Raw genomic sequence first — 5,373 nt, 5'->3', positions numbered from 1 at the left:
GTTAAACACGATGGAACAGCTAAAGTTCTTATCGCGACTGTAGGCGACATTGCGGATAAAGAATTTAACAACCGTGTCACTCCACCAGAAGAACCTAAGTTCCAACCAGAGAAATACGTTCTTAGCAAAGATAATGGTAAGTTTGATATCACTGGTACTAAGCTTCTTGATGATGATAAAGAGTTGGCGAACAAGTACGCAGATACCAATGCGAACCCATATGCGGATGATCCATCAAACAACGAAGCAGAAAACATCAATACTAAAGCTGTTAAACGTGGCGACACTATTAACTACCAAGTATGGCTTGATACAAATCAATTTGATGCAAACAATAAGGATAACATCCAATCTGTAGGTATCACTGATGATTACGATGAAGCTAAATTGGAAGTTAAGCAATCAGATATCAAGGCTTACGATGGTAAGACTGGTGCTGATGTTACTGACAAGTTTGATATCTCAATCGCTAACGGTGTGATTACTGCTAACCTTAAAGCTGGCTTCACTAAGTCACTTGGTGATGCAGAAAACACTCAAATTATCGATACTACTAAGTTCGAATTTGGACGTTACTACAAGTTTGTCATCCCAGCTAAGGTTACTGACGGTGCTTACGATGGTGCTGAAATTGAAAATACAGCAGCTCAAGTCGTTAACTATTACAACCCAACTACTAAGAAAGTTGAAACACCTAACAAACCAACTGAAAAACGTGTTAACAACGTTCCAACTGCTATCGAGTTAATCTTCGGTAAGACCCTTAACGGACGTAAGTTGCAAGATAAAGAATTTACTTTCGAATTGAAAGATGAAAAAGGTAATGTTCTTGAAACAGTTAAGAATGATGCCGAAGGTAAAGTTAAATTCTCTACTATCAACTATGCTAAAGCAGATCTTGGTAAGACATTCAACTACACAGTAGAAGAAGTTAAAGGAACTGATACAACTGTTACTTACGATAACATGAAAGTCAATGTTACTGTTCAAGTTATCCAACCTTCAGTAGGAGATCAATTGTCAACAGTTATCTCTTACGCTACAGTAGGTGGAGATGCTTATGGTGGTGACGATCGTGTCTTCGATAACAACGTAACTCCTAACTTCAAACCAGAGAAATACGTTGTTTCAGAACCAAGCTTCGACATCATTGGTAACAAACTTGCTGATGACGACGATTCAGCTGATAAAGTTGAAATCCAAAACTTGAATGGTAAGACCCTCAAACGTGGTCAAAAGATCTACTATCAAGTATGGCTTGATACTCGTGATTTCACTGCAGAAAGCAACCTTCAAACAGTTGGTATCACAGATAACTACGAAGAAGATAAGCTTGACATCAACGCTGCTGATATCAAGGTTTACGATGGTATCACTGGTGAAGATGTAACAGCTAAATTCGACATCAAGGTTGAAAACGGTGTTCTCTATGGTACATCTAAAGCAAGCATGACTAAGCCTATCAGCTCAACTGATGCTACTCCAGTCATCGATACAACTAAGTTTGCCTTTGGACGTTACTATAAATTTGATATCCCAGCTGTTGTTAAAGACATTGATGCTAACGACGGTGTTGATATTGAAAATACAGCCAACCAAACAATTCACCAATACAACCCATTCAATAAGAAAGTTACAACTCCTAACAAACCAACTCAAACACGTGAAAACAACGTTCCTGTTCCACTCGAGTTCAATTATACTAAACGACTTGAAGGACGTGAGTTGACTGCAGGTGAGTTCAGCTTCGTATTGAAAGACAAAGACAACAAAGTTCTTCAAACTGTAACCAACGATAAAGATGGTCACATCAAGTTTGAAAAACTCTTGTTCAACAAAGCAGATCTTGGTAAGACATTCACTTACACAGTTGAAGAAGTAGCTGGTAAAGATACTTCAATCACTTACGATGCTATGAAAGCTACTGTGACAGTGGAAGTTACTAAGGAAGGCAAAGTTCTTACAACTGTCGTTAACCACGCTTCAACAGGCGGATTCGCTTCAAGTGCTAACGATAAAGAGTTCAACAACAAGGTGGTTCCACCAGAAACACCTAAGTTCCAACCAGAGAAATATGTTGTGAACAAAGAGAAATTTGACATCACTGGTGACTCACTCGTTGATGATGATAAAGAATTGGCAGACAAGTACGCAGATACAAATGCGAACCCATATGCTGATGATGCATCAAACAACGAAAAAGAAAACATGAATACTAAGTCTGTTAAACGTGGTGAAAAACTTGTTTACCAAGTATGGCTCGATACAACTAAATTCGACGCTAACAACAAGGATTACATCCAAACAGTTGGTATCTCTGATGACTACGATGAAACTAAATTGGATCTTGATGCTTCAGCTATTAAAGCTTACGATTCAGTAACAGGCGAAGATGTAACAGCTAAATTCGACATCAAAGTTGAAAATGGTATGATTACTGCTAACCTTAAAGATGGCTTCACTAAGTCACTTGGAGACGATGCAAATACTCAAATCATCGACACAACTAAGTTTGCCTTTGGTCGTTACTATAAATTCGATATCCCAACCACTGTTAAAGACTCTGTCCCTGGTGGTGTAGATATTGAAAATACAGCTGGACAAGTAGTTCACTTCTACAACCCACAAACTAAGAAGACAGAAATTCCTACTAAACCAACTGAAAAACGTGTAAACAGTGTTCCAGTTGAAGTCGGATTCAACTTCACTAAACGTTTGGAAGGTCGTGAGCTTAAAGCTAACGAATTCACATTCGAGTTGAAGGATGCAGCAGGTAAAGTTGTTGAAACTGTTAAGAATGATGCAGCTGGTAACGTTAAATTCTCTAAACTTGAATTCAAGAAAGGCCAAGAAGGCGTTCACAAGTACACAGTAGAAGAAGTCAAAGGAACTGATGCAACTGTTACATACGATACAATGAAAGCGAATGTAACAATCACTGTTTCTCATGATGGTACTGCTAAAGCTCTTGTAGCAACTGTTGGTGAAATTGCTGATAAAGAATTCAACAATGCTGTTCGTCCACCAGAAAAACCTAAGTTCCAACCAGAAAAATATGTTGTTTCTGAAGCGAAATTCGACGTAACAGGTACTAAACTTGTTGATGATGATAAAGAATTGGCTAATAAGGTTGCAGATACAAATACCAACCCTTACGCTGATGATGCATCAAACAACGAATTGGAAAACTTGAATACTAAGTCAGTTAAACCTGGTCAAAAACTTTACTACCAAGTATGGCTTGATACAACTCAATTTGATGCTAACAACAAGGATCATATCCAAACTGTTGGTATCACTGATGACTACGATGAAACTAAGTTGGATGTCGATGCATCAGCAATCAAGGCTTACGATTCAGTATCAGGTGCGGATGTAACATCTAAGTTCGACATTAAGGTTGAAAATGGTGTTGTTACAGCTAACCTTAAAGATGGCTTCACTAAGTCACTTGGCGATGCTGAAAACACTCAAGTTATCGACACTACTAAGTTCGAGTTTGGTCGCTACTATAAATTTGATATTCCTGCAACAGTGAAAGCAGATGTCGCTGGCGGTGTGGATATCGAAAATACAGCAGCCCAAGTTGTTAACTACTACAACCCAACTACTAAGAAAGTTGAAAAACCAAACGTACCAACTGAAAAACGTGTTAACAGTGTTCCAATTTCAGTAGAATTCAACTTCACTAAACGTTTGGAAGGCCGTGAGCTTAAAGCTAACGAATTCAGCTTCGTGCTTAAAGATTCAGAAGGTAAGACTCTTGAAACTGTAAGCAATGACGCTAAAGGTAACGTTAAATTCTCACCTATTGAGTACAAGAAAGGCCAAGAAGGCACTTACAAGTACACAGTAGAAGAAGTTAAAGGTACTGACGGTACTGTTCAATACGACGGTATGAAAGCTCTTGTCACTGTTGAAGTATCACATGATGGTAAAGCTAAAGCTCTTATCACTAAGGTTACTGATCCAGCAGATAAAGAATTCAATAATACTGTTCGTCCACCAGAAAAACCTAAGTTCCAACCAGAGAAATACGTTGTTTCTAAAGAGAAATTCGATATCACTGGTATGAAACTTGTTGACGATGATGCTGAGTTGAAAGATAAAGTAGGCGATACTAACAAGGATCCTTACGCTGACAACACAGCTAACAACGAAGCTGAAAATATCAATACTAAGACACTCAAGAAAGGTGATAAGTTTGTCTACCAAGTATGGCTCGACACAACTAACTTCACTGACGCTCACAATATCCAATCTGTAGGTGTTACAGATAAATATGACAGCGAAAACTTGAACATCAATGTTGCTGATATTAAAGCATACGACTCTGTAACAGGAGAAGATGTGACAGCTAAGTTTGACATCAAGGTTGAAAATGGTGTAATCACTGCAACATCTAAGTCTGACCTTACTAAGTCACTTGGCGATGCAGAAAACACACAAGTGATCGATACTGCCAAATTGGCATTCGGACGCTACTACAAGTTCGATATTCCTGCAACTATCAAAGGCACTGCTAAAGATGGTGTAGACATCGAAAATACTGCGTCACAGATCGTTCACCAATACGACCCAACTAAGAAATCTGTTGAAAAACCAGAAAAACCAACAGAAAAACGTGTAGTCAATATCCCAACTAAAGTTGAGTTTGAATTCACTAAGAAACTTGAAGGTCGTCAACTTAAAGCTGGTGAGTTTAGCTTCGTACTTAAAGACAGCAAGGGTAATGTAATCGAAACTGTAAGCAATGATGCTAACGGTAAGATCAAGTTCTCAGCTCTTGAGTACAAACGTGGTGAAGAAGGTACTCACGTCTACACAGTAGAAGAAGTACAAGGTAACGATGCAACTGTTGCCTACGATAAGATGGTAGCTACAGTCGTTGTTTCTGTAACTAAAGACGGTAAAGTCTTGACAGTAACTTCTCAATTGCCAGAAGATACTGAGTTCAACAACACTGTTATCCCACCAAATACACCACCAACAACTCCACCAAACACACCTCCTACTACACCACCTACACCACCAACTCCTCCAACACCAGTGGTTCCACCAGTGACACCACCAACTACACCAGAAGCTCCTAAAGGACCAGCTCTCCCTGAAACAGGTGATGATACGTCTATGGCAGCTATGGCTCTCGGAGGAATCCTTGCGGCAGCTGGACTTGGTTTAGCAGGAAAACGCAAAAAAGAAGACTAAGATAGTTAATAGGTTAAATCCCTCAACATAGTTAGTTAGACTATTTCAGTTTTCGAAAAAGAGACTCATCCCGATTGGGGTGGGTCTCTTTTGTGTCTAAAAATAATCTGACAAATATATTTTTCTGATTATTAAATTATTTATAAAAATAAGTATGAATAAACT

Annotated in this window: 1 protein-coding gene; it reads left to right on the top strand. The window is 38.8% G+C overall.

Features of this window, described 5'->3' with window-relative positions:
- On the top strand, nucleotides 1–5,208 hold a 5,208-nt coding region (locus tag H7U01_RS09845), incomplete at its 5' end, for an SspB-related isopeptide-forming adhesin (RefSeq protein ID WP_201041513.1).
- Nucleotides 5,209–5,373: the final 165 nt, after the last annotated feature.

The sequence above is a fragment of the Streptococcus sp. 21.1 genome (genome assembly GCF_016648635.1).
Taxonomy (GTDB): Bacteria; Bacillota; Bacilli; order Lactobacillales; family Streptococcaceae; genus Streptococcus.
This window is presented reverse-complemented; position numbering and strand designations above follow the sequence as displayed.